Source organism: Blautia sp. AF19-10LB (assembly GCF_003461245.1).
Lineage (GTDB): Bacteria > Bacillota > Clostridia > Lachnospirales > Lachnospiraceae > Blautia_A > Blautia_A intestinihominis.
Genome location: NZ_QTWS01000002.1, coordinates 170,235 through 196,289 on the forward strand (window position 1 = coordinate 170,235; position 26,055 = coordinate 196,289).

Genomic DNA, 26,055 nt, shown 5'->3' on the forward strand with positions numbered 1-26,055 from the left:
AATATTTATCGGAAGATTATGGGTGAACCAGTACTTTCATTGCGTTTCTGTCTCTGATTGCCAGGAAGCCTTCTGAAATATCCTTCAGATCATAGACATCTGTTACATATTTTTCCAGGTTCAGTTTCCCCTCTTCCACATATCTGATGATTTCTTTCATCATTCCTGCGGTAGTTGCATGAACACCATGAATGGAAAGTTCTTTGTAATGAATCAGATTACTGTCCAGATATCCTTTTCCGTCGCCTGCAATTCCACCGAACAGGCTGATTCGTCCTCTCTTGGCTGCGATGATCTGTGCTTCTGTGTGGGCACTCGGAACAGAAAGTGCTGTGATTACAACATTTGCGCCTCTTCCGTTCGTGATTCGTTTCACTTCCTCTACAGTGTCCTGCTCCTTCGGATTGATTACGATAATGTCCGGAATCATTTTCTTTGCAATCTCAATTCTTGGTTTTGCAATTTCTACCATGATAATCTTGGATGCACCTGCAAGACGGGCAAGTTCTGCATGAATACAGCCAATGTATCCACTTCCATAGATGACTACATAATCATCTGGCTGAATATTCAGATAGGTCTGTGCGTTAAATGCACATGCTGCCGGTTCAGAAAGTGCTGCTGACATATCAGAAACACTGTCCGGAATTTTGATCACATTTCCCATATCAATAACGTGCTTCGGAATTTCCATTTTTTCTGCAAAAGCACCTTCATACTGGAAACCAAATGTCTTAAGAGAATCGCACATATTGGTGTGACCGGTCTGGCAGGACCAGCATTTGCCGCATCCTACTGCCGGTGCTACCGTTACACGGTCTCCTTTTTTGAATCCTTTTCCTTCTGCATACGCACCGACATGTATTACAACTCCTGCCGATTCATGTCCCATGATCCTCGGTGGGGTAATTTTGGCATTGCCTTTCATAAAAGTTCTGAAATCGGTTCCGCAGATAGATGCATAATTAATTTTTACAATCATGTTATCTGCTTTCGGAACTGGTTCCGGCATCTCTTTGATCACCATTTTTCTTTCTTCATTCATCACATATGCTTTCATTTTGCCGGAAACAGTTGTTTCTGATACATATTCTGTAATTGTATTCCGTACAATAGATTCTACCTGTGATTTTGTCAAACTCATTTCTCCGTTCCTCCTGTCAGCCTTTATTCATTCGCAAGATCCTGGATCCTCTTATAGAAATCATGCAGCTCTGTCACATATTTCTTATACAGACTCATGTATTTATAATACCGTTTTCCATTCTCCGGATCTGGTGTGTAGATTGTCTTGCTGCTTACAAATTTCTTTGCGGTTTCTTTAAGATCTCCAAATACACCAATTGCATTTCCGGCGAGAATGGATACGCCCCACATTGCCACGTCATCTCTGTTGATGGTCGTATACTTTTTGTTCTGGATATCTGCACTGAGCTGCGTCCAGACCGGTGATTTTGCACCGCCTCCTATAATTTTGACCAGATCAATCGTATATTCCGGATACAGTCTCTCAATGCTGTTCATACATAACGTAAAATCATAAGTAAAGCTTTCAATCAGAGCTTTGTAAAAATGCGCTTTGCTGTGGCTCCAGTCATATCCCATCCACATTCCACGAAGTGCACCATCAGATGGCATGGAATTTCCTCCAAGGAGTCCGATCGCCATCAGTCCGTCACATCCAGGCGGGATGTTTTTCATTTCTTCTTCCATCTGTGCAAACATCTCTTTGGAAGTGATTCCTTCGTGTTTCACAAAAGTGTTCATAAACCAGTCCAGTGTAATTCCTGAACCTGCAACAAAGTGTGTCGCATAGAAGTCACCTGGAATCGCCGATGGCAGAACATCCAGTCTGCGTTCTTCCATATCCGGTCGATATTCCGGTACACAGGTGCTGACTTCGCCGTAAGATGAAGCTTCAAAAATCGTATCACCATAGTCCACAATTCCTGCCCCCAGGCATCCTGCTACTTTGTCACCTGCACCGGAAACCAGCGGAATTCCCTCTGTAAACCCTAACTCTGCTGCCATTTTTTTGTTCAGATGTGCACAGATATGATTTGAATTTACGATTCTCGGAAGATATTTCTGGTCCAGATGGATCGCATCACAGATTTCATCTGACCAACGGTCGTTCTGCACATCTGCAAGTCCTGTCCACTCTGTAAACGATCTGTCCATTACTGCATCTTCTGTAGAGATATCGCCCAGTTTTCCGATTACATAGCCACTGATCATCAGATACTTCGCAATCTTTTCGCTTTCTTTCGGATATTCGCTGCGGAACCATTCTACCTTTGGTGCCATCTGTGGAAAGTTGGTTCCTCCGACTCTCAGGAACTCATCTTTTAATTCTTTCATCTGCCGCTCTGCATATGGCATATAACGGCTGTCCAGGGAACAGGACCAGGTTGTGATATCATTCCAGTCTTTATCAACTCCCATGAATCCTGACATCTGTCCGGTAAAAGAAATCGCTGCGATATTCTTCTTTCTGTCACCGATTTTTTCTCCGACTTTTTTCATGCACGCAATTACCGATGCAAGAAGTTCTTCTCCTTTCTGAATAAAAACTCCCGGCTTTGGACGGTAGTCTTTCACAGGTTCCATCTCAATTGCAATGCACTGACTTTCTGTATTGTAAACCCCTGCTTTGATAAAGCTTGTACCAAGGTCAACCGCCATTAATAATATTTCTTTCATACTCAATCTGCCCTTTCTGAATTTGTGCGTCAGTCTGATGCATAAAGGATTCCCCATTCTTTTCGGGTCTTTTCTATCAGTTCTCCAATTGCGATCGACTCTTTCCAGGTGAAATGCGGACACTCCTTCTTTCCCTGTTCCAGACATTTCATAACTTCCTGTATTTCATACTGAAATCCTGTTTCACAGTACTCCTCACTGAAACATTCTTTTTTTCCATTGTTTAAAATCAGCTTTGCCGTGGTCGGATGCCAGAATTCCGGTCCTATCAGGATCCTGCCTTCCTCTCCTACGATCTCCACTTCTGCATTTCCTATCTGATTAAATGCTCCGCTCAGTATTGCTGCTCTGCCTTCTGAATACGTGAGAAGCATTTGGAAACATTCATCTACCTCTCCGTTTGATTTCATATTGGAATAAATCTTCTGTGGGCCTTCCGGGAATACCAGATACGCCATTCCAAGAGAATAAATTCCAACATCCCGAAGTGCACCTGCTGCATATTTGATTCCGGCTTTCCAGGGCTGCCAGTCATCAATATCCGGTTTGATATCAAAGCCGGCACGGACTGTCAGTGGCTTTCCGATCCGTCCTTCTTTGATCCAGTTTCTTGTCTGTATGACTGCCGGAAAACATCTCGTCCACATGCCTTCCATCAGGAATGTATTCTTTTCTTTTGCTTTGTTCAAAACCTGCGTAAGCTGCTTTCCATTATCAACCATTGGTTTTTCGCTCAGTACAGGGATTCCTCTTTCCAGAATCTCCATAATATATTCAAAATGACAGGAATTCGGAATTGCCAGATATACGATATCGATTTTTTCTGTATCCAGCATTGTTTTCAGATCTGTGTAGACTTTTTCACAACCATATTTCTGTGCAAATTTTTTGCCTGAATTTTCACTTCTGGAAACAACAGCTTCCAGAATCGCATCCTCCACTGCACGCATCCCGGATACAAACTGATTCGCGATATATCCTGTCCCGATAATCGCCCATTTTGTTTTTACTGCCATATCTTTCAGCACCCCTTATTCAGAAAAGCACCACATAATAACATTCTCTCGTTATCCTGCAGTGCTTTTCTCTTTTACCTGAAACTATATTTAATTAATGCAGGATTTCCTTTAGTATGTATTTCCGTCATACTGGTCGAGATTTTCTTCTGTGATGTTGTCGCCGCTTACATAGTAATGTTTTGCAACCTCATCTTCTTTTCCTGCCCAGATAAGTTCTGCACATTCCATTGCTTTGTTTGCGATCGTCTTCGGGAACTGTACCGGTGAGCAGAGGATCTGTCCTTCTTTGATCATATCGATATCATTCTGTGCACCATCGATATCTACTACAGAAATCTTGCCTTCCAGACCTGCTGCCTTGATTGCTGCCGCTGCACCCTGTGCTGTCGGAGAGTTGATTGCAAAAACTCCCTTTACATCCGGATAAGTCTGAAGGAAGGATTCCATAATACTCTGTGCATCTTCTACTACACCAAAAGCATCCTGGTCTGCTACGATCTCTACATTCGGATAAGACTCCTCGATCACTGACTTAAGACCTTCTACACGCTCACGTACTGCCTGAAGTGTTGACCAGTTGATAACTACGATCTCACCTTCGCCGTCAATGGAATCACAAAGTGTCTGCGCTGCCATTTTTCCCATTGCCACATTATCAGATTCTACAATAGATGCGATCAGATCTTTATCTTCTACGTTGGAATCAATCGCAATTACAGGAATGGAAGCTCTCTCTGCTTCCTGCAGTGCAGGTTTGATTCCATCTTTGTCAAGAGCATCTACAAAAATAACATCTACGCCTCTGGCAACCATCTGTGTGATATCCTCTACCTGTGTGTTGATATCATTTGCCGGGTCAGGTGCAATCACTTCTGCATCAATACCGCCTTTTTCCAGTGTAGCTTTAACACCGTCGATCTCTGCGAGGAAAAATGCATTTGCATGTGTCTGTACAGAAACACCGATTGTTTTGCCTTTGCTCAGTTCGGTAGCAGCAAACGGCAGTCCATCTTCCGCTTCAAGAGGGTCTACATAAACCACATCTTCATCCCCTGCGGCTTCTGCGGTCTCTTCTTCTGCAAATACTGATACTGCGGACACACTTCCCATACTGCATACCATTGCTGCTGTCATTAAAACTGCTACTAACCTTTTTTTCATCCTTGAATCCTCCCTTGTTTGTTTTTTATATTAATTTTTTATTTTTTCTTTATCTGAAGATCAACGAATACTGCCCCGAGAACTACAACGCCCTGACACACATACTGCCAGTAGAACGGCACGTTCATGAAATTCAGTCCACTGCTTAAAAGATCCATGATCAGTGCGCCGATAAAAGTGGCTCCGATTCTTCCAACACCACCACTCATACTGGTTCCACCTACAACTGCAGCTGCAATTGCAGTAAGCTCTGAGCCCTGTCCAAGTGTCGGCTGTCCACTGTACAGTCTGGAACAGGAGATAACACCATAGATACCATACAAAAATCCAGCAAATGTATATACGATCCAGATAACTTTTTTGCTGTTGATTCCTGAGAATCTGGCAGCTTCTGCATTTCCGCCGATTGCATATACTTCACGGCCAAACTTTGTCTTATTGAGCAGAACATAAGTGATTGCCAGAATAACAGCTGTATAGATAATCGGATATGGAATCGTATTCATTAAATATCCGTTTCCGATTTCTCCGAAATCACCGGAAATACGAATCGGTGTACCTGCAGAACAGGTGTAGGCAATTCCTCGTCCAATGTTCATGGTTCCAAGAGTTACAATAAATGGTGGAATTTTTGTATTTGCAACGATTCCACCGTTTATTGCACCAAACACAGTTGCGATCAGAACACCTACCAGAAGTGCACCTGCTGGATGCAAACCATTGGAGATCAGGAGTGCACAATAGGTACTTGCACATGCCATCAGAGCACCAACAGAAAGGTCGATACCACCTGTGATAATGATGAGCGTTACACCAAATGCTGCAATACTGTCAAGACTGGTGATTCTTAAAATATTGATAACATTTGCTCTTCCCCAGAATTTAAATTCTGTCAGAAATCCAAATACGAGAAAGATTCCCAGTGCTCCTGCCAGAATGCCTTTATTCAGGTATAAATACTTCATAACCGGATTTTTTGGAACGCCTCCGGAGATTTTTTCCTTCTTTGTTGTCATTTGTTGGCACCTCCTGTTGCATATTTTAATACCAGTTCTTCTGACAGTTCTTCTCTTGCCAGTTCACCTGTCTTCTGTCCTTCATGCATTGTAATCACTCTTGTTGAAAGATTCAGGATCTCCGGAAGTTCTGATGATATGAAAATAATTCCTACCCCTTCTTCTGCCAGCTCTGTGATCATTTTATAGATCTCAAATTTTGCCCCTACATCAATTCCCCTTGTCGGTTCATCCAGAATCAGAATCTTCGGGTTGGTAGCCAGGCATTTTGCAAGAACAACCTTCTGCTGATTTCCACCGGATAACTGCCCTGTAATGTGCGCTGCAGAAGTTGCTTTTGTCCGCATTTTTTTCATATATTTTTCTACGATCTCTGTTTCCTGCTTTTTGTCTGTTTTTACTCCGTGGATCAGTTTGTCCAGAATCGCCAGAACTGTATTAAACCGAATATCCTGTATGAGAACCAGACCCTGTTCTTTTCTGCTCTCAGGTGCCAGAATAATACCTGCTTCAATTGCTTCCTTTGGATTTGATACTTTAAACTCTCTGCCCTCCAGCCATGCGTTGTAAGCAGCTCCTTTATCCACACCGAACAAATACCTCATAATCTCTGTTCTGCCGCTTCCCACCAAACCGTAGAAGCCAAGGATTTCACCCTGATGCAGTTCAAATGAAATATCTTTGAGAAATTTCCCATCATCCAGATGTTCCACTCTCAGAAGTTCTTTGCCTTTTGTCAGGTTTACTTCCGGATAAACATCTTTCATTTCACGTCCAACCATGAGACGGATCACATCATCGTAAGTTACCTCCCCAATATTCCTGGTTGCTATGTACTGTCCATCACGGAACACCGTAATCCTGTCTGAGATCTGGAATACTTCATCCATACGATGTGAAATATAAATGATTGCAACTCCCTGATTCTTAAGCATCTGAACAAATTCAAGAAGCTGTACTGTCTCACGCTCGGTAAGAGATGCTGTCGGCTCATCCATGATCAGGATCTTGCTGTCAACCGAGAGTGCTCTTGCGATCTCTACCATCTGCTGCTGTGCTACTGTCAGATTTGCCGGATAATCATTTACGTGGATCACATCCTGAACGCCCAGTCTTTCCAGAACTTTATAAGCATCTGCTTCCAGTTTCCTGTCATCTACAAATCCACTCTTTTTGGATGGCATCCTGCCGAGATAAATATTCTCTGCAACTGTCATATATGGAACAAGACTCAGTTCCTGATGAATAACTGAAATTCCAAGTTCTTTTGCATCACTTACTTTTTCAATTTTTACTTCTTTTCCATTGATAAAAATCTGTCCTTCTGTCGGTGTATGAATTCCCGCAAGAATTTTTATCATGGTTGACTTTCCGGCTCCATTTTCTCCGAGAAGTGAATGGATTTCTCCTTTTCTCAGATCAAACTGGATCTTATCCAGAGCTTTTACACCGGAAAAGTGTTTAGAAATATTTTTCATTTCCAAAATAGTTTCCATACTCACACCCCATACATTTCACTTTTCTTCTGTTGCTCATGTTGTTTTCCGTTTCGTTTTTGTTAATCAAATTATAGCAGGCTGACCACTTTAATCTATCTTCCACTTTTGGTTTTTGTTTGTCATTTTTGTTTTTATAAAGCAAAAAAACAGTAATGTTTTTGGTGATTTTCACCGTATCGCATTACTGTTCATTGTTAAATTTGTTTTATTTTATTGTCTTTTTTATCTGTTTTCTGGTTATTTTTTGCCCTGTTCCAGAATCTGTCTCATCGTTTCGATATAGTCTCTTGCTTCTCCCGGACGGCTTCTCGACAGAAGAATTCCCGGAATTACAATTTCAGATTCATAATCCTTTCCCATCAGATATCTGCACAGATTTTCCATGGAACGTTCCCCAAGCTGTACCGGATCCTGACCACCAAGTGCCTGCAGGATATTATCATCATCCAGCATCATGTTCACCAGCTGCTCCGTAATATCAATTCCAAACACCGGAATCTTCAGTCCCGCATTCTGCACCGCCATAACGGCTCCGACTGTACCGCCTTCGTTCGCGCAGAAGATCATATCCAGATCCGGATTGGCATCCAGCACTTCTTTGACAATTGGTGTCGATGTACTTGCATCCCAGGCATCCACATCCTGAATAACATCAATCAGACTCTGTGTCATGGACAAAAATCCTCTCGTCCGGCTTTTACTGGTATCCGGAAGCAGTGCACTGAACTGGATGATTGCAGTTTTTGGCTTCCTGTCCGGAAAATTTTCCCGGATATACTCTGCACATTCTTTTCCAACCATCTGTCCGATATTGTACTGGTTCGCTTCGCAATATCCTGTCAGCCATTTACTTTCCATGCTCAGATCCACAGAATAAATGTCAATTCCCTGTTTTGCCGCATTTTCCAGACCTGCAAGCGATCCCGTCGGACTGACCGGATAAATGCAGATTGCATCCACTTCCTGCTCCATATAGTCACTGAGCAGTCGTGTTTCCCTTTCCAGTTCTCCACCGCTCTGCCCTTCAATGACGGTTGCCCCATATTTTTCTGCTGTAACGCGCATGGCAGTCTGCATTACTTTTTCGGTCTGATCTTCCAGAAGAATTACAGATGCAATTGTCGTCCCTTTTAAATCATCATTTTTCTCTTCATCTGCCAAATTTTCTGTATTTTCGTTTTTCATCTCCTGTATCCGGACTCCCCAGATCAAAGCGACAGTAATACCAATGACAGCCAAAAGCAGAAGCCCTATTTTCTTTCTTTTTTCCATTCTTATCACTTTCCTGTGTATTCATCTTTTACCGCAGAACGCATCTGCCGGAATGCAGATGGTGTCAGTCCTTCTTTTTCCTTAAATATGGTCGAAAAATACTGTACATTCGTGTACCCTACCGCCTCAGCAATATCGTACAGCTTCATATTTGTCTGAGTCAGCATCATTTTTGCTTTTTCTACCCTTACATTGATCAGATAATTTGAAAAAGTGCATCCCATCTGTTCGTGAAAAAGTTTGCTGAAATACGAAGTATTCATAAAAAAGCGGCCGGCAATATCCCTGGTGGACAATGCTGTATTGTAATTTTCTTCTACATACTGCAGAACCTGATCAATCATCCAGTGCTTTCTTTTCCCGTTGTTTTCCTGATAGACTTCTACAAGTTTTTCGACAAATTTTCTGAGGCAGTCCCACATTTCCGTTACAATCGTATCGCTTCCAATATAAATCAGCTCCCGCATGACAGTCATGCACTGCATCGCCAGTTCATCTGCATACGCCTCGCACTCCGGAAGACATGCTCCTGCAATCCTGTTAATAAAATTCATATAAAACAACTGCAGTTTCATCATATCTGCACTCTGCAGACGTCTGGAGGAACTTTGCAGAATCGCCTGAAGTTCTGTCTGTGCTTTTTCTGAATCTCCATTACGGATTTCTTTAATCAGCAATTTAAAATCATATTCTCCATAAACATCATCAAATCTGGTATTCAGTTCCTGCTCTGTCTCCTGATTACGAAGTGCCAGGATTCTTTTTTCTTCGGCACGTTTCTCTTTAATCTTCTTCTGTGCCATTTCATAAGATCTGTGGATTCCGGAAAAATCATCAGTCACATCTCCTGCTGCCATAAACAGTGATATATTCAGTTCCTTCTGCAATGCCTCAAGAATCAGCTGAACCCAGTTTTCTACCCGCTCCATGAACTTCGCTTCCGGATCATCCCCGAATAAAAGCAGTACGATCTGGCTTCCTCTCATATAAAGATACTGACATTCATAGCAGTCTTCCTGAAGATTTCGTCTGAGCCACTGGTACACAGACCACATATCTGATTTCACTTTATCATTCACAAAAAAGGTATGCTCTCTGACCTGCATATTCACAACTGCTGCCGACTGAAATGGAAAACCTATTTCTTTCCTGCTTAATTTTTGCAGAAGTTCTTCTGTTCGTTTTTCTGAAGTTTCAAAAATCAGATCTTCATAAATATGTTCCATCAGCATTTCAGATGCCGCTGACTGTTTATCAAACACTGTTTCTTTATTTTTTTCTTTTTTCAGTTCTTCCACACAGCGTTTGACGCTATCCAGCAGTTCTTCTTCATCCACCGGTTTCAGAAGATAGTTTATTGCACCCATGCGGAGTGCTCCCTGTGCATATTCAAAATCATCATACCCACTTACTACGATCATTTTGGAAAATATGGAGTTTTCATTTAATTTTTTCATAAGATCAATTCCAGACAGTTCCGGCATTCTGATATCTGTAATCACAATATCCGGTTTTTCTTTCAGTGCGATTTCCAGTGCTTCGCCTCCATCTTCTGCCTCATAAACTTCTGAAATCCCATATGATGACCAGTCGATTGTCGATACCAGCCTTTTTCGTAACCATAGTTCATCTTCTGCAATTAACAGCCGCAATATCACACAACTCCTTTCTCCACTTCAGAAATATTTTCCAGTCTGATTACTGCTGTGGTTCCCTCTCCATAAGTACTTCGGATCGTAAGCCCGGAACGTTCCCCATATTGAAGCTGGATCTGATAATTCAGATTTCTGAGTGCATATCCTTTGTTTCCCATAGAATTCTCAAAAGTATTATCACATATCTTTTCGTTCAGTTTTTCCAGCTCCATTTCACTCATCCCAATTCCATCATCTTTTACGGTAATCTGTACACAGTCTTTTTCTTTTAAAGCAGTTATTTCTATCTTCCATTTGTCACTCTTATTTCGAAATCCATGAATTACCGCATTCTCCACCAATGGCTGCAGAAGGAACTTCGGAACCGCCAGTTCTTCCACTTCCGGATCGATATCATACACAAATGTGATCTTATTATTGACCCGCACATTCTGTACTATGATATACTGCTTTGACAGTTCAAACGCTTCTCTGAAGGTTACGATCCGCTTTCCTCCTGATACTGCGATCCGGAAAAATTTTGATAATGCCATAACAAGCTGTGCAATTTCTTCCTGCTTGTTGATTTTTGCAATGCTGTACGCAGATTCCAGTGAATTGTACAGCATATGCGGATCCAGTTCTGTCTGAAGCATCTGGATCGTTGTCATTGTAACTTTGTCCTTCTGTTTAAGAGCTGCCCTCGCTACATTACATACACGTTCTGTCATCCTGTAAAATTCGTCACTGACTTCCATATATTCATCTGCCTGTCGTCCTTGTTCCGGTTTTTGCAGTACATCCGGAACTTTATTCTCCGAAACCTGTTTTTCGATATCATGAAGAACCGACAGCATTCTCTCATTTCTCTTTTCTATCATTGCATTTACAGTCCAGGCTGCACCAAAGGCCACTGCTGTCAGAAATACAAATGCAAAAACTTTGATTTCATCTGGAAAACCATTTTCTGACAGAATCTTTCCTGCATCTGTCACACTCACATAATACCAGTTATTTGCTGCAGAATAGTTCCAGTTTAATATGTAATTTCTTCCATCAATTCTCAGTTCTCCGATCTGTTCATCTTCTTTTAATGTGATATAGTTTATGATATCTGTATAGGGATCTTTGACTTTTTTGAAATCCTGCTGTTCTTTGGTACTTACTATATTTCCATAAGGATCCAGAATTGCAAGCCAGGTCGGCTGAATCTGAAAATTTGCAGACAAAAGCCTGTTGATATAACGCTCATCCACGCAGGCAGTCAGATATAGTTCGTTGCCTTCTTCGTCACGAATTTCATAATTTCGCACCAGATCATAATCATTAAAATATTTTCCCAATGTCGGATTGCAGATAATGTTCTGATAGGGTGTCGCAATTCCCCATTTACCCACTTCTGCCAGATAACAGTCCATCGTATTTGACAGAACATTTGGAAAAAAAGTAGCATCAGATACCAACAGCAGCTGCCGATATGGGTAATAAAGATAAAATCCAGAAAATCCGCCGACATTATATGTCTCATCCAGCAGAGAAGTATAGGTAGAAAAAGTTTTCTGCACCAGAGAGTAAATATCAATATCCCTGCATTTCAGGTCAGGAATCATCACCACATTGTTCTGTTCCATTGCAAATTTTAACGATACACCCGCATCAGAAACTGCATCCAGTTTTCCTTCTACAGATGCCATGTTTTCTGTCAGCGTATGCTGAATATCTTCTGCCATGGACTGTTTTGATTTTTCCTGTGAATTCTGATATAGAATATAGGAAATCAACATACAGGGAATAACCAGGGCAATCCAAAAAATTATAAACAGTCGAATTCTGAATTTATTTGGTCTTTTCTTTTTATTTTTCATTCTCTTCCTTTAACATTTGTGCACTATTAGTTTACATATGTATAATATCATTATCCCAATAACATTTCAACCGTTATACTTTTTCCAATTAATGGATAAAACACCAACAGTTACTGTTCACTCCGTTCACAGTAACTTGGTCAAAATGCATTCCAAATCACCTTCGGTGATGGCATTTTGCCCTGTATGTCTCGGGATTTTGCCATATTCATGGCAAAACGCCTCGCGGGATACTACCTGTGAATAGTAACCACCAACATCCCCTAATACGTCAGGCAAAAAAGGCAGATCACATCAATTCCAGAGGAATCGACATAATCTGCCTTTTCTGTATATCTATCATATAATTTTATCTGCAGCGTACCATGACTGCCTGGTAAGGATTCAGGGATTTCTGGCTGGTTTCGCTGTAGTTATTGCAGAGGATCTCGCCCTCTGCGATGTCTGCCTGCTGGGTTTCATCAGACATATTGATCCAGATCTGGATCTTTTCACCGTTTTCTGCGATACGCTCAAAGGCGATCACAGACTCCAAAGCATTCTGGATCTCACGGACCTCGCCGTAGATCAGGGATTCACGGTTTGCCTCGTCTTTGCGGATCCGAATCAGATTTCTGTAGTAATGCAGGAGGGAATCTTTGTCCTGTTCCTGCTTCTTTGCACAAATGGCTGCGTAGTCGTCATTGCATTTCAGCCATGGCATACCGGAAGTAAAACCGCCGTTTGCTTCTGCAGTCCACGGGAACGGCATTCTGCTGTTGTCACGACTTCTGTCGTTGACGAATTTCAGGGACTGCGCTTCGTCATACCCTGCACAAAGAGCTCTTCTGTACTGATCCTTGGTGTTCAGGTCATCGTATTCTTCGATGCTGTTGAACTTACCGTTCTCTGAACCAAGTTCTTCTCCCTGGTATACAAATACGGTTCCACGAAGTCCCATCAGAAGGGTTGCAAGGGCACTTCCCTGAAGGAATCTTAAATGCAGATCGTCCCTGGTTGCTGCTTTTTCGCGGAAATATTTGTTGAAGGAACGGGACTGGTCATGGTTTTCCAGATAGATGGCACCCCATCCCTGTGTCTGCACACTGCACTGGCTTCTGAATAGAAGTTTCTTGAGATCTCCAAAAGTCCACGGAGCCTGGTTGTACCAGTTGGAACCCGGAAGGAGGTCAATGTCTGCATAACTGAAATCAAATACCATAGAAAAATATCCGTCTTCTCCGATAAACTCGGACAGGTTTTCATATGGGACTCCCGGTGCCTCCGCAACGGTCATGATCTCCGGATCTCTGAGACATTTATGATTCATTTCCTGAAGGAATTCTCGGATTCCTTCCTGATTCTGCCCAGTTGTCTCCACGCTGATCAGACCGTCTGTGTTGTCCGGTTCATGGGACATCAGAGAATTTACTTTTTTGATATAAGTGATCGCATCAAAACGGAATCCACTGACGCCTTTTTCCATCCAGTAATTCAGGACGTTGTAGAGTTCTTCTCGAAGTTTTTGGCTTTCCCAGTTGAGATCCGGCTGGCTCTTGTCAAAGGTGTGATAGTACCAACAGTCTTCTCCCGCCTTCTCCCACACGGAACCGCCGAAGCAGCTTCGTGTGTTGGAAGGACGTTCTTTGGACTGGACAAACATATAATAATCTCTGTATTCTGAGTTCGGATCTTTCAGTGCTTCCTGGAACCATGCATGTTGGTCGGAAGTATGGTTCAGCACCATGTCAATGATGACACGGATGCCAAGTTCTCCTGCTTTTTTGAGAAGAAGATCCATATCTTCCATCGTTCCGAAGCACGGGTCGATCCCATAATAGTCAGCGACATCGTATCCATTGTCTTTCATTGGTGACGGATAGAAAGGGCAGATCCAGATAAAATCAATTCCCAGTTCTTTCAGGTAAGGGAGTTTTTCCAGAATTCCTTTTAAGTCTCCGATTCCATCACCATTTGTATCCTTGAAGCTTTTTGGATAGATCTGATATCCTACTGCTTCTTTCCACCATATTCTTTTCATAAGTTACCCCTTTACTGCACCTGCCGCGATTCCTTCGATAATGTTTTTCTGAAGGAAGATGAACACGATCAGGATTGGAATGACGCAGATCAATACTGCAGGGAAGATGAGTTCCCATGGATTTCCGTACTGTCCGGAAAGGCTTTTTGCATAATAAAGACTTAAGGTCAGTGTCTTGCTGTCGTTGTTTCCGATGATCAGGAACGGAAGAAGGTAGTCATTCCAGATCCACATGGCATTGGTGATCACAACAGTCGCTGTGATCGGTTTTACCAGCGGGAATACGACATTGAAAAACAGCTGGAAGATATTTGCACCATCGATCACGGCTGCCTCTTCCAGAGAAAGCGGAACGCTCTTAAAAAATCCGTGATACAGGAAAACCGTCATACTGAGTCCAAATCCGCCATACATCAGGATCAGACCGAAGGTATTCTTAAGTCCAAGTGCTTCCATCAGGTTTACCAGCGGATACATAACGGACTGGAACGGGATCAGCATTGCTGCTGTAAAGCAGAGGAACAGGAAGTTGCTTGCTTTTGTCTTGTTTCTTACCATCATCCATGCAGTGAGGGAAGAGATCACAACGATCAGTGCTACTGCAGCCACAGTGATGATGAGTGTATTTACTACAGATTCTCCGAGTTTGATCTGTGCTGCCGCATTCTTGAGATAAGAGAAGTCAAAAGAAGACGGAAGGGAGATCGGAGATCCGACGATTTCTTTCTGGCTCTTGAAAGAGTTTACGATCAGAAAGTAGATCGGGAATAAAGTATAAATGCTCAGAAGGATCAGAACTACATACATTACGCCCTGTTTTATTCTTTTGTTTGCAGTCATTAGGCTTCGATCTCCTTTCTCTTAGTAACAATAACCTGAATGATGGACACGGTAGCGATCAGGATGAAGAAGATAACCGCCTGTGCCTGTGCCATACCGTAGTTCGGAGGTGTGTTTTCTCTGGTTGTCAGAAGAATCTGCAGAGAAAGCATTCTGGTTCCGAAATCTCCGCCTGTGAGGGCAAGGTTCTCGTCCAGCATCTTGAAGCTGCTGGAAAGTGTCAGGAAAAATACGATCGTAAATGCCGGCATCAGCATCGGAACTGTGATGTGGCGGAATTTCTGCCATGCGGTCGCACCGTCGATAGAAGCTGCTTCATAGAGATCTTCCGGAATGTTGTTAAGACCATTCAGATAGATCAGCATCAGATATCCGGCTGTCTGCCAGGTTGCCATGATCGCCATGGCAAAAACTGCTTTGTTCGGGTCCTGGAGCATGTCACACAGGAACGGGATATGGATCGGGGACTCCTCACCAAACAGCATCAGGGAATATACATTCTGGAAGATAAAGCTCCAGATAAAGCCCATTGCAAGTCCTCCAAGGAGGTTTGGGAAGAAAAATACAGTACGGAAAAATCCTTTGCCTTTGCCGACTTTTCTTACCATCAGTGCCATGCCAAGGCTTACGATATTTTTGATCACAACAGCTACGACTGTAAATTTAATGGTGTAGATAAAAGAAGTGATAAACTTCTGTGAATGGAACACTTTGATGTAGTTTTTGAAACCAACCAGTGCACCGTACCAGTGTTCGGAACCTTTGAAGTAGGAACCTCTCCAGGCTGTAAAGGAATATGCCACACCCATGATAAATGGAACCAGGATAACTACGACGAACAGGATGATCGCCGGAATATTCAGTATCTTGAACCATTTCTTATAATATTTCTCCATGTTTCTCTCCCTTCCTTACCATTCGTCCATGCCGGATTTCCAGTATGAGATACATTCATCCGCAATGTCGTTTAATTCGTCTTCTGACCATGGATCCGGATCTGTAAACAGGTCTTCCATGATGTACTTGCCGTAGCTTTCCAGACCCCAGGAGGATGGTGCCGCATCAAACGGGTTGGCAAGAAGATCATTGTCACGTTTGTAAGTGATCAGGTCATTGGACAGCGGGTTTTCCAGTGTTGTATCTTCGTCTGCATTGAATGGTACAAATGCAAATTTGTTCACAATATAATCCTGACCTGTCTCTGAGGTATTCAGCCAGAGGAGGAAGTCTTCTGCATCTTTCTTTTCCTGCTCGGTGGCTTTCTTGTTGATGATGTAATACTGAGATACGAACTCCGGAACAGAGCGGTTCATCTGATCTACAGTCAGTCCGTCTACATGGATGTCATCATCAGAGAAGTTCAGTTTCATCGGAAGCATGATCAGACGGTCTGCAACTTCCGGTGCAATGTCAGCAACGTTGCTGTAGATCCAGTTTCCGTTTTTGATAAAAACTGCCTTGCCTTCTGCGAAGGTCTGTACTGCCTGGTCATAACCGGTCACTGTAGAATTGATGAACTGTGAGCCTCTCTTCGTCGCTCCATCCGGTCCTGCTGCATAGTTGGAAAGGAAATCCAGTTCCTGCAGTGATTTCACGATGGATGATTTCATAAAGTCTGCTTTGTCCGGATCGGATTCACGTACATCGTAGATATTCTGGTATACGGTACTGATCGGATAATTTCCGAAGTGATTTCCGTATGTCCATTTCTCTGCACCTGCGATGGAGAAAACTCCGTTCAGGTTCTCGGTAAGGTCCGTCTTATCGGACTGTGTCTCGTAGCTGTTACCGTTGAGGGTAAAACTCTCAGACTTGCCGTCGTTGATGTAATCGTTCAGTGCAACGATCATCTGCTGGAATTCTTCGTAATCTGCTTCTTTGTAGTCTGCAGTAAAGGCATTCAGATCTGTCACACCAAGGATGTCTTCCAGCATCTGTCGGTCTGCGATCAAACCATATCCTTCGATGTTGTATGGGATTCCGTAGTTTCCTTCACTCTCAAACTGAAGTTTCAGTGCATCCGGCACGCTCTCATACAGAGTCTTAAGTTCCGGATTGGAAATCTCCTCCACTCCTGCCGCATATCCTGCGGATTTCCATTCTTCGAAGGAAATCGCGTTGGAAGAAAACAGTGTCGGATATTCCTTGGATTTCAGCTCGGAACGCATGGTCTCAGAACCTTCTGTTGTTCCTACTGTAAATACCTTCACTTTCTTGCCTGTCTGTGCTTCGTATTCATCAGCCAGATCATTCAGGCTGTCTGCGATCTCTGATTTCTGGTTAAAAAAGTACACATCATAATCCTTGTTTACCTTGCCGCATCCGGTCACTGTGACCGCTGCTGCTCCGGCAAGCAGACACACGCCGAGTGCCTTTATGGATCTTTTCATCTCCCGTCCTCCTTTTGTGCTTTGTTTTCTGTTTCTTGAAACATGTTTCATATCAGTCATTTTTTTAGGCACAGTTTCTGTCACTAGAACTATGCCTTGTTTTTTGAAACATGTTTCATTTGTTGTTTCTAAACTATCATATTTTTGATATAAAGTCAATCCCTTTTGTTATTTTTATCGTAGAACTTTTCAGGCATCTATTCCGTATCACGTTGTGCTTCCTTTTTTGAGTTCCACAGGGATCGTGATGTATCTTTCCTGTGGTGTCTCTCCATCGACCAGCTTGAGGATCGTGTCAACAGCCCTGTTCCCGATCTCGTGTAACTGCTGGTGGATCGTGGTGATCTCCATAATATTGGTCCTGGATACATAAGTTCCGTCATATGCGATCACGGAGAAATCTTCCGGGATCTTCTTGCCGAGTTTCACTGCCGCTTTGAGAAAAGCACTTGCCGGCATATCTGCTGCCATGATGCCATCGATCTCCGGATTTTCTTCCAGGATCAGACATGCCATCTCAAAGTAATTCTGGAAATCAAAAGAATTCCACTTGATATCCACTTCCCGTGTCTGGATCTCGTTTGTTTCCAGTGTCTCACGGAGTGCCCGGTGGCTCTTGTAAGAAAGAACTCTGTCTGTGTCCGTCTCACTTCCGATATGGAGGACATATCTGCATCCGCTTCGGATAAGTTCTTCTGCTGCAAGCCTGCCGCCCATCTCGTGGTCGGATACAACAACCGGTACTTCATCATTCACATAATAATCCAACATGACCAGCGGCTTGCCGAATTCTGCGTATGCCTCCGGTTTCTGATTATTAACACCCATGATCACACCGTCCACGATATTGGAGCGGAGGATCTTCATATATTCTTTTTCTCTCTCCGGGTCATCACCGGTACTGCACAGCATCAGTTTGCAGTCGTTTTTGTATAGTTCATCTTCGATATGTCTCGCAAGCGAGGAAAAATACGGATGACGGATATCCGGAACCAACATCGCCACGATCCCCGCCTTCTGCTTGAACATGCTCCTTGCCAGTTCGTTCGGAATATAGTTCAGTTCTTTCATCGCCTGTTCGATCTTCATCCGTGTTTCAGGAGCCACATTTGCTGTCCCGTTTAATACTCTGGAAACAGTGCACGCCGCTACATTTGCCCTCTTTGCCACATCACGAATACTTGCCATTTGCTCACTTCCTGTCCTGTCTCGATTTTCTATGAAACATTTTTCATTCTGATAATACGATACCGAAAATTTCCAGTTTCGTCAAGACAAAATAAGCCCCCGCCGTATAAGCGAGGGCTCAAAACTGTCATATATTATTTATTTGAAGTACTCTACACCGGACTCAAAGATCTTGATATCCTGCTCGCCGTAGATATTGACAGCCACACCGTCACCGCGACGTTCACTGTGTGCCATCTTACCGAGGATACGTCCGTCAGGGCTTGTGATACCTTCGATGTTCATGTAGGAACCGTTTACGTTCCATTCTTCATCTGCGCTCAATTCTCCGGCCGGAGTTACATACTGAGTTGCAACCTGTCCGTTTGCGAAGAGTTTTGCGAGCCATTCATCATTGGCAACAAAACGTCCTTCCCCGTGGGATGCCGGGTTGCAGTATACACCGCCAAGCTGCGCTTTCTGAAGCCATGGAGACTTGTTGCTGACAACTTTGGTGTAGACCATCTTGGAGATATGGCGTCCAATGGTGTTGAAGGTCAGTGTCGGAGAATCTTCTTTCTGTCCGCAGATCTCACCGTATGGTACAAGACCAAGTTTGATGAGCGCCTGGAAACCATTGCAGATACCAAGTGCAAGACCGTCTCTCTCATTTACAAGTTTCATAACAGCCTCTTTGATCTTTGCATTCTGGAATGCAGTTGCAAAGAATTTCGCAGAACCATCCGGTTCATCACCTGCGGAGAATCCACCAGGGAACATGATGATCTGTGCTTCGTTGATCGCTTTCTCAAAGAGTTCTACAGAATCATGGATATCTTCTGCTGTCAGGTTCTTGAAGACTTTGACATCAACTTCTGCGCCTGCTCTCTCAAATGCACGGGTGCTGTCATATTCACAGTTGGTTCCCGGGAACACCGGAATGAATACACGCGGTTTTGCAACTTTGTGTCTGCATACATAGATGTTTTCTGCATGGTACAGATCATCTTTGGCAGGTTTTTCATTTGCTTCACCGGAAACGGTCTTGAAGACTCTTTCCAGAGTTCCTTTCCATGCTTCTACAGCTTCTGCCTCTGTGATCACGGTATTTCCATAAGAGAATTTACCGTCGTCAGTAACTTCACCGATCAGTGTGTAAGTGATGGAAAGCTCGCCGACTTTGTCTGCCGGAACTTCCATGATGATATCGCCAAATCCCGGAGCGAAGAAATCTCTTGGATCCAGATTGTGCTCGATCTTTACGCCAAGTGCGTTACCGAATGCCATCTTGGAAACGGCTGCTGCAATACCATGACGATCCAGTGCATAAGCAGAAACGACTTTGCCGCTCTGGATATCATTGTGAAGTTTTTCATACTGATCCATGATTCCTGCGTAATCCGGCAGATCGTACTGATCGTGTGGTGCACGGAGCCATACCAGTTTGTTTCCTGCTTTTTTAAGTTCAGGAGTGATGACATCCTGGATCTTCGCTACATCTACTGCAAAGGAAACGAGTGTCGGAGGTACGTCGATCTCGTTGAAAGTACCGGACATACTGTCCTTACCTCCGATGGACGGAAGTCCGAATCCCATCTGTGCCGCATATGCACCAAGAAGTGCGGAGAACGGCTGGCTCCATCTCTTAGGATCTTCGGTCATGCGGCGGAAGTATTCCTGGAAGGTGAAGCGGATCTTCTTGTAATCACCACCTGTTGCAACGATTCTTGCAACAGATTCTGTCACTGCGTAGGCAGCTCCATGATATGGGCTCCAAGAGGACAGATACGGGTCAAATCCATAGCTCATCATCGTTACAGTATCGGTCTTGCCATTCTGTACCGGAACTTTTGCTACCATGCTCTGTGTCTCGGTAAGCTGATACTGACCGCCGTATGGCATAAATACGCTTCCGGCTCCGATAGAACCGTCGAACATCTCAACGAGGCCTTTCTGTGAGCATACATTGAGGTCAGCAAGTGTCTCGAGCCATTTTGCCTTGACATCTGCTACATCCGGGCGGTCTTCAAAAAGGTTGCCCTCTTTGTTCGGGATCTCAACTTCTACGGTTGTTTCCTGATGTGCACCGTTGGTATCAAGGAAAGCACGGGAAATATTTACGATCTCCTTGCCTCTCCAGGTAAGGACAAGACGAGGATCCTCGGTAACGACTGCAACCGGGATCGCTTCCAGGTTTTCTTCGTTTGCATAGCCAAGGAAGGTATCTACGTCTTTCGAATCTACAACAACTGCCATACGCTCCTGGGATTCAGAGATTGCGATCTCTGTTCCGTCAAGGCCGGCATATTTCTTCGGAACTTTGTCGAGGTCTACGCGAAGTCCGTCTGCAAGTTCACCGATGGCAACAGATACACCGCCGGCACCGAAGTCATTACATTTCTTGATGATGTGGCTGACTTCCTCGCGTCTGAACATACGCTGGATCTTACGCTCTGTCGGCGCATTACCTTTCTGGACTTCTGCACCGCAGACTTCGATGGATGCCTCTGTATGTACTTTGGAGGAACCGGTAGCACCGCCGATACCGTCACGTCCGGTACGTCCTCCGAGAAGGATGATGATATCGCCCGGATCAGAGTTCTCACGGATGACCGCGCGTCTCGGAGCTGCACCCATAACAGCACCGATCTCCATACGTTTTGCAACGTAGTCCGGATGATAGACTTCTTTGACATAACCGGTAGCCAGACCAATCTGGTTGCCATAGGAGCTGTAGCCGTGAGCTGCACTTCTGACAAGTTTCTTCTGAGGAAGTTTGCCCTTGAGGGTTTCCTTCACAGATACAGTCGGGTCAGCAGCACCTGTCACACGCATTGCCTGATATACATAAGTACGTCCGGAAAGCGGGTCACGGATCGCACCGCCGAGGCAGGTAGCAGCACCACCAAACGGCTCGATCTCTGTCGGATGGTTGTGTGTCTCATTCTTGAAGTTGATGAGCCACTCTTCTTCCTTGCCGTCTACATCTACCGGTACAACGATGCTGCAGGCATTGATCTCATCGGATTCTTCCTGGTCAGCAAGTTTGCCCTCGGATTTCAGTTTCTTCATTGCCATCAGGGCAAGATCCATCAGGCAGACAAATTTGTCGTCACGGCCTTTGTAGAGAACTTCTCTGTCAGCAAGATATTTCTCATAAGTCTTTACGATCGGTTCTTTGTAATCGCCCTCATCAAACTTCACATCGGTAAGTTCTGTGGAGAATGTGGTATGACGGCAGTGATCAGACCAATAGGTATCCAGTACACGGATCTCGGTCATGGACGGATCACGTTTTTCTTCGTTCTTAAAATAATTCTGAATGTGCTGGAAATCCTTGAAGGTCATTGCAAGATTCAGAGAATCATACAGTGCTTTGAGGTCTGCTTCCGGCATATCCTTGAAACCGTCAAAGATCTTGACATCCTCTGGTTCCGGGAATACGGTAACCAGTGTTTCCGGTTTCTCAAGTCCTGTCTCACGGGAGTCTACCGGGTTGATGCAGTGATGTTTGATGGCATCAAATTCTTCGTCTGTTACATTTCCTTCTATTACATAAGTCGTTGCAGAGCGGATGATCGGCTGTGCATCTCCATCGAGGAACTGCACACACTGTACAGCGGAATCTGCTCTCTGGTCGAACTGTCCCGGAAGATATTCTACAGAAAAGATCTTCGCGCCTTCTGCGGCTTCAAATTTCTCAAGATACAAGTCGTCAACCGGCGGCTCTGCAAATACGGTTCTGCATGCTTTTTCAAAAACTTCATCTGAAATATTTTCTACATCATAACGGATCAGCACTCTTACATTCGTTGCGGATTTGATTCCGAGATAGCTACTGATCTCATGCTTTAATTCTTTTGCCTGTACAGCATAGGCTGGTTTCTTTTCTACATAAACGCGTCTTACGTTACTCATTAGAAACTCCTTTCAGATAGTAATCATTGGTTTTGGTAGTTACTGTTCACAGGCATTCCCGTGAGCAGTAACTCTGGTTGTTTTTTGGGATAGAATAGTTGTTATTTTACAAAATATATAGTATCATAACAAATATCATTAGTAAAATTAATATATCTTATATTTTTTATTAGATATACTAATCAGTAAATGGAGGTTTCTTATGGACATCAATCTCGAATTATACAAAGTTTTCTATTATGTAGCTACGACTTTAAGTTTCTCAGAGGCATCCCGCCAGCTTTTTATCTCTCAGTCTGCCGTCAGCCAGTCGATCAAGACCCTGGAAAAAAAACTCGGCCACACGCTCTTTATCCGCAGTACAAAAAAGGTCCTCCTCACGCCGGAAGGAGAACTTCTTCTGGAGCACGTCAAGCCCGCCCTTCTGATGCTTGATGAAGGGGAAGCCCTGCTCTCGGGCGACAACATGCTCAAAGGACAGCTCCGTATCGGTGCCAGTGACACGATCTGCCGTTATTTCCTGATCGAATATTTCCGCAGGTTCCACCAGTCTTACCCGGATGTCCGGATCAAAGTCACCAACAGCACTTCGATCGGCTGTGTCGAACTTCTGGAAAAAGGACAGGTCAACCTGATCGTGTGCAACTCACCAAACTCCCGCCTCGGAAACCATATGAAAGTCAAAGTATTAAAAGATTTCCACGATGTGTTCGTAGGTGACCCGGACTGTTTTGCCTTCAAGCATCTGCCCTGCTCGCTGAAAGAGCTTCTGGAATATCCGATCCTGATGCTTTCTTCCAAGAGCACGACCAGTGAATATCTCTATCATACCTTTGCCGCGCATGATCTGAAACTGCTGCCGGAAGTCGAGCTCAACAGTAATGACCTCCTGATGGATCTCGCAAGGATCGGTCTTGGCATCGCGTGTGTTCCTGATTATATGCTGGATCCAGAAGATTCTCTCAAACCAATCCCTCTTACAGAACAGCTTCCGTCCCGCCAGCTGATCCTTGTCCAGCACGATAACCTGCCCGTGTCCCAGGCGGCAGAACGATTCCTGGAAATGTTCTGAAAAAAAGAGCCCCCTGACGGGAGCTCCCTGAATTTACTGTGGCATAACCTCTACTGCTTTTGTGATATATTCGTTGTTGATCTGATCGAAAGCACCGCTGTCTGCCTTGGATGCATATGCCATGTCGATCGGCATCTTGCCTAATACCGGTACATTCAGTTCTGCTGCGATCTCGTCGATATGGCTCTCACCAAAGATCTTGATCGGAGTTCCGCAGTCCGGACATTTGACATAGCTGTAGTTCTCTACGATTCCAAGTACCGGAATCTTCATCATCTCTGCCATGTTGTAAGCTTTCTTGACGATCATCTTGACAAGATCCTGCGGAGAACTTACGATCACGATTCCATCGATCGGAAGAGACTGGAATGCAGTAAGCGGTACATCGCCGGTTCCTGGCGGCATATCTACGAAGAGATAGTCGATCTGATCCCATACTACATCTGTCCAGAACTGTTTTACCATATTTGCAAGGACCGGACCTCTCCAGATAACCGGAGTGTCCTCTGTCGGAAGAAGAAGGTTGATGGACATAACCTTGATCCCATTTGCTGTCTCCATCGGATAGATTCCGTTGTCGTCTGCCTGCGCTGCTCCTGTCAGTCCGTACATCTTCGGGATAGATGGTCCTGTGATGTCCGCATCCAGGATACCTACCTTGTAGCCCTTGGCTGCCATTGCGTTTGCGAGGGATCCTGTCACGAAGGATTTACCTACGCCGCCCTTGCCGCTGACAACACCGATGACGTGTTTTACATCTGAAAAGATGTTCTGTTCCGCCATAAAATTCTGCGGATTGCTCTGTCCTTTGCTTGCGCATCCTTCGCAGCTTGATTTGCCGCATGATCCGCTGTTACTGCATTCTGCCATTTCTTGTTTCTCCTTTATTTTCCGGTCCTTACAGTCCTGTCTCCCGGGCCGCATGACCTGTATTTTATTTCATAAACCGGTCGATCGCACGTTCCAGCTCCTTGATGGCATCCTTGTCTCCGTGCTCTACCGCATCCACGATACAGTGCTCAATATGATCCTGAAGGATGATCTTACCTGTATTGTTGATGGCTGATTTGACCGCCGAAAGCTGGATCAGCACCTCAGAACAGTCTCTGCCGTCCTCCACCATACGCTTGATCGATTCCAGATGTCCGATCGCCCTGGAAAGCCGGTTCAGAACCGCCTTGGTCTGGGCATGGCTGTGATGATGACCGTGTTCTCCATGAGAATGTTCTATTGTAGTTCCATCTTCCAGTACATGTACATGGGTTTCCTTTGCTTCACTCATGTCAGTGCTCCTCTCAGGTATCAAATTATCAGTACTGTCTTACGGGCTGCTTCTATAGTAATACCCGCAGCCTTGAAATTATATTATACCACACTGCCTAAATCTCTGTAAAGGAACATCTCTGTTTTATCTGCGATGTTACGATATCAAAGACGATCGTTCCATCTGCAAGGATAGTCTTGTCATAGGAGACATCTTTGCCCTGGAATTTCTTTTTGACATATTCTTCCGGGTCTGCAATCTCCACTTCCTCCACAAAGACATCCCGCATCTGGTTTCTCGGGCATTTATTAAAGATCTCCCAGATTACTTCATATTCTTTCATGGTCTCTGTCCTCTCTGAAAGTCATATATCCAGACTCCACTTTCCCTCGATCTCATCTGCAAACTCTGCCTCGATCACACCAAGCTCATCCTTCTGTTCAAGTGGCACTGCCCAGGAAAGCCCACAGCTTGCCGAGATCTCCCTCGGGACCGGGATCAGTCTTCCGGCGATCCCGTTCTCCTTGCAGTATCTCTCCACCGCCATGGCACCGCTGGTGCTGTAAAAAGTCAGCAGATATCTTGGAATCTTCTGGATCATGGTTTTACGACTTTGGCTGCTTTTGCAAGAATCTCTACGATGTCATACATGTTTGTGACTTCTCCGACCTGAAGTTTATCTGTCAGGCTATAGTAATTCAGGCAGGTACCGCAGGTTTTGATCTCTACGCCCTGTGCTTCCAGGCTCTTGAGATCTTCGAGAGAATCAGAGCCTTCTGTGGTCAGTGTTGCACCGCCATTATAAAAAAGCATGGTCTTTGGAAGTTTCTCAAGCTGTGTCACTGCGAAAATAAAGCCTTTCATCAGGACTTTGCCGAGTTCATCGTTTCCGCGTCCCATGATTGCTGTATCAACTGCGATCACGAAATCTCCCCTGACATCTGGGATGCACTCTACGGTTTCCTCCTGGGTTTCTGACGGCTTCTGGTCTTTCACACGGATGATGACCTGGAATTCCTGGTCGGATTTTTTCTCAGAAAGTACTTCTGCACCTGCATGTTTTCCCATTCTGGTAAGGTTCTGTACTGCTGTTTCATTATCTACGAGCACAGTGATCTCTGCATCTCCCTGGATGCCGTCCAGGACTTTCTTTGTCTTTACGACCGGGATCGGGCACTGTTCTCCTCTTGCATCTACTGTATATTTCTGTTCCAT

Annotated in this window: 21 protein-coding genes; 1 reads left to right on the forward strand and 20 read right to left on the reverse strand. The window is 44.3% G+C overall.

Annotated features, from left to right (window positions below; genetic code table 11):
- Nucleotides 1-16 precede the first annotated feature (16 nt).
- The 15 genes from DWX28_RS02635 to DWX28_RS02705 all read right to left on the reverse strand — a co-directional run bounded on the left by DWX28_RS02635 (nt 17) and on the right by DWX28_RS02705 (nt 22,504).
- On the reverse strand, nt 17-1,144 hold the full coding sequence (locus DWX28_RS02635) for an alcohol dehydrogenase catalytic domain-containing protein (protein WP_022214817.1): 1,128 nt from the start codon (nt 1,142-1,144) through the stop codon (nt 17-19).
- Nucleotides 1,145-1,167: 23 nt separating this feature from the next.
- Nucleotides 1,168-2,703 carry a xylulokinase gene (locus DWX28_RS02640; RefSeq protein ID WP_158565271.1) on the reverse strand — a complete coding sequence of 512 codons (1,536 nt, stop codon included), beginning with the start codon at nt 2,701-2,703 and terminating at the stop codon, nt 1,168-1,170.
- A 29-nt stretch (nt 2,704-2,732) separates the two neighbouring features.
- Nucleotides 2,733-3,719 (reverse strand): Gfo/Idh/MocA family protein, encoded by a 987-nt coding sequence (locus DWX28_RS02645; RefSeq protein WP_022214819.1) that lies wholly within the window; start codon nt 3,717-3,719, stop codon nt 2,733-2,735.
- 111 nt (nt 3,720-3,830) lie between these two features.
- Nucleotides 3,831-4,883 (reverse strand): substrate-binding domain-containing protein, encoded by a 1,053-nt coding sequence (locus DWX28_RS02650; protein ID WP_022214820.1) that lies wholly within the window; start codon nt 4,881-4,883, stop codon nt 3,831-3,833.
- A 38-nt stretch (nt 4,884-4,921) separates the two neighbouring features.
- Entirely contained in the window at nt 4,922-5,899 is a 978-nt protein-coding gene (locus DWX28_RS02655) for an ABC transporter permease (protein WP_022214821.1), read from the reverse strand.
- The gene (locus DWX28_RS02660; protein ID WP_173905253.1) at nt 5,896-7,395 is read right to left on the reverse strand and encodes a sugar ABC transporter ATP-binding protein; all 1,500 of its coding nucleotides are present in this window, start codon (nt 7,393-7,395) and stop codon (nt 5,896-5,898) included. The genes DWX28_RS02655 and DWX28_RS02660 overlap by 4 nt, the downstream gene beginning before the upstream one ends.
- 240 nt (nt 7,396-7,635) lie before the next feature.
- On the reverse strand, nt 7,636-8,670 hold the full coding sequence (locus DWX28_RS02665) for a substrate-binding domain-containing protein (RefSeq protein ID WP_118251690.1): 1,035 nt from the start codon (nt 8,668-8,670) through the stop codon (nt 7,636-7,638).
- 5 nt (nt 8,671-8,675) lie between these two features.
- Nucleotides 8,676-10,322, reverse strand: a complete 1,647-nt coding sequence (locus tag DWX28_RS02670; protein WP_022214824.1) for a response regulator — start codon at nt 10,320-10,322, stop codon at nt 8,676-8,678.
- A 2-nt stretch (nt 10,323-10,324) separates the two neighbouring features.
- Nucleotides 10,325-12,034: a sensor histidine kinase gene (locus DWX28_RS02675; RefSeq protein WP_158565272.1), complete on the reverse strand. Its 1,710-nt coding sequence runs from the start codon at nt 12,032-12,034 to the stop codon at nt 10,325-10,327.
- 484 nt (nt 12,035-12,518) lie between these two features.
- A complete protein-coding gene (locus tag DWX28_RS02680) occupies nt 12,519-14,189 on the reverse strand; it encodes an alpha-glucosidase (RefSeq protein WP_118251698.1) in 1,671 nt (556 codons plus the stop codon).
- Nucleotides 14,190-14,192: 3 nt separating this feature from the next.
- On the reverse strand, nt 14,193-15,029 hold the full coding sequence (locus tag DWX28_RS02685; protein ID WP_118251700.1) for a carbohydrate ABC transporter permease: 837 nt from the start codon (nt 15,027-15,029) through the stop codon (nt 14,193-14,195).
- Nucleotides 15,029-15,925, reverse strand: coding sequence for a carbohydrate ABC transporter permease (locus tag DWX28_RS02690; RefSeq protein WP_118251703.1), 897 nt, complete (start codon nt 15,923-15,925; stop codon nt 15,029-15,031). The genes DWX28_RS02685 and DWX28_RS02690 overlap by 1 nt, the downstream gene beginning before the upstream one ends.
- A 15-nt stretch (nt 15,926-15,940) precedes the next feature.
- On the reverse strand, nt 15,941-17,419 hold the full coding sequence (locus DWX28_RS02695) for an ABC transporter substrate-binding protein (RefSeq protein ID WP_118251706.1): 1,479 nt from the start codon (nt 17,417-17,419) through the stop codon (nt 15,941-15,943).
- A 207-nt stretch (nt 17,420-17,626) separates the two neighbouring features.
- Nucleotides 17,627-18,607: a LacI family DNA-binding transcriptional regulator gene (locus DWX28_RS02700; RefSeq protein ID WP_118251708.1), complete on the reverse strand. Its 981-nt coding sequence runs from the start codon at nt 18,605-18,607 to the stop codon at nt 17,627-17,629.
- 138 nt (nt 18,608-18,745) lie between these two features.
- Nucleotides 18,746-22,504: a phosphoribosylformylglycinamidine synthase gene (locus tag DWX28_RS02705; RefSeq protein WP_118251711.1), complete on the reverse strand. Its 3,759-nt coding sequence runs from the start codon at nt 22,502-22,504 to the stop codon at nt 18,746-18,748.
- 202 nt (nt 22,505-22,706) lie between these two features.
- On the opposite strand from DWX28_RS02705, the gene DWX28_RS02710 reads away from it, so the two are divergent.
- On the forward strand, nt 22,707-23,576 hold the full coding sequence (locus tag DWX28_RS02710; protein WP_022214828.1) for a LysR family transcriptional regulator: 870 nt from the start codon (nt 22,707-22,709) through the stop codon (nt 23,574-23,576).
- 33 nt (nt 23,577-23,609) lie between these two features.
- Here DWX28_RS02710 and DWX28_RS02715 read toward each other — a convergent pair whose 3' ends face one another.
- The 5 genes from DWX28_RS02715 to yedF form a co-directional block, all read right to left on the reverse strand.
- Nucleotides 23,610-24,446 carry an Mrp/NBP35 family ATP-binding protein gene (locus tag DWX28_RS02715; RefSeq protein ID WP_118251714.1) on the reverse strand — a complete coding sequence of 279 codons (837 nt, stop codon included), beginning with the start codon at nt 24,444-24,446 and terminating at the stop codon, nt 23,610-23,612.
- Nucleotides 24,447-24,510: 64 nt separating this feature from the next.
- Nucleotides 24,511-24,858 carry a metal-sensing transcriptional repressor gene (locus DWX28_RS02720; RefSeq protein ID WP_022214830.1) on the reverse strand — a complete coding sequence of 116 codons (348 nt, stop codon included), beginning with the start codon at nt 24,856-24,858 and terminating at the stop codon, nt 24,511-24,513.
- Between the two features lie 97 nt (nt 24,859-24,955).
- Nucleotides 24,956-25,183: a hypothetical protein gene (locus DWX28_RS02725; protein ID WP_022214831.1), complete on the reverse strand. Its 228-nt coding sequence runs from the start codon at nt 25,181-25,183 to the stop codon at nt 24,956-24,958.
- A gap of 21 nt (nt 25,184-25,204) precedes the next feature.
- Complete coding sequence (locus DWX28_RS02730) at nt 25,205-25,441, reverse strand: DUF3343 domain-containing protein (protein WP_022214832.1); 237 nt, start codon at nt 25,439-25,441, stop codon at nt 25,205-25,207.
- Nucleotides 25,438-26,055 carry a sulfurtransferase-like selenium metabolism protein YedF gene (gene yedF / locus DWX28_RS02735; RefSeq protein ID WP_022214833.1) on the reverse strand — a complete coding sequence of 206 codons (618 nt, stop codon included), beginning with the start codon at nt 26,053-26,055 and terminating at the stop codon, nt 25,438-25,440. The genes DWX28_RS02730 and yedF overlap by 4 nt, the downstream gene beginning before the upstream one ends.